Origin of the sequence: Microbacterium sp. T32 (assembly GCF_001619615.1) — a bacterium.
GTDB lineage: Bacteria > Actinomycetota > Actinomycetes > Actinomycetales > Microbacteriaceae > Microbacterium.
Genome location: NZ_LQQP01000063.1, coordinates 1 through 899 on the forward strand (window position 1 = coordinate 1; position 899 = coordinate 899).

Consider the following 899-nt stretch of genomic DNA (forward strand, 5'->3'; position numbering starts at 1 on the left):
GGGCGCTGCGTCGGGGGCGGGGGCGGCGGCGGCCGCGGCGGGGGCGGGCAGACCGGCCCACCACTCCAGGTACGCGCGGGCGACGTCGACGGGGCCGACGGGGACGGGATGGATGCCATGCCAGGTGGCATCCGGATCCTCCGCCGCCGCGCGCACCTCGGCCCCCAGCGCGGACGGATCGACGGGCCGCACCGTGCCGGGGCGGAGCGCGGCCGTCTCGTCCACGTACCGGTTGCGGAGGGCGAGGGGGCGGCGACCCCAGCCGATCCACGAGGTCAGCGACGCGGACGCCGAGACGTGCTGGTGGGCGATCACGGGCACCGACACGGCCCGCGCCCGCTCGGCCATGGCGACGTCGTCGAGCCAGCCGGTCACCTCGACCGCGACACCGGCGTCGGCCGCGCGCCGGACGAACGCGTCGAGGTCGGCCGCGTGCCCGTCCGACGCTCGGCCCAGGATCGTGAGTCGCCCGATGCCGGCCTCCACCGCGGCGGCGAGCGCTTCGTCGTGCCCCTTGCCGGGGTAGAAGAAGCCGAGGACGCCGACGGTGCCGTCGGGCTGCGGGCGCGGGCCGGCGGCGAGCGCGGGCACCGGGAGCGGAAGGACCGCGACGGGTCCGTGCCACACATCTTCCTCGGCGAGCAGGGCGCGCTCGTGCGCGCTGTTCACGGCGACCGCGTGCGCGGCCCGGGTCACCGCGGCGTAGAACGCCCGGCGCCGGGGGCGGTTGCGCTCCCCGTCCGAGGCCTGCGGCACGTCGTGCAGCGTGACGGTGATCGGATGCCGCCGTGCCAGGGCCGCGAACCGCTCGGTCGCCTCCTCGGGCGACGCTCCCCACAGCCGTTCCGTGACGTGCGCGTGCAGGGGCGTGCCGGCGGGGAGGGTGTCGGGGTCGTAGG

1 protein-coding gene is annotated in these 899 nt (G+C 78.0%); it reads right to left on the reverse strand.

Translation table 11 applies throughout. The features are described 5' to 3' along the window. The coding region (locus AVW09_RS18090) for a hypothetical protein (RefSeq protein WP_063258879.1) at positions 1 to 899 on the reverse strand (899 nt) is incomplete at both ends.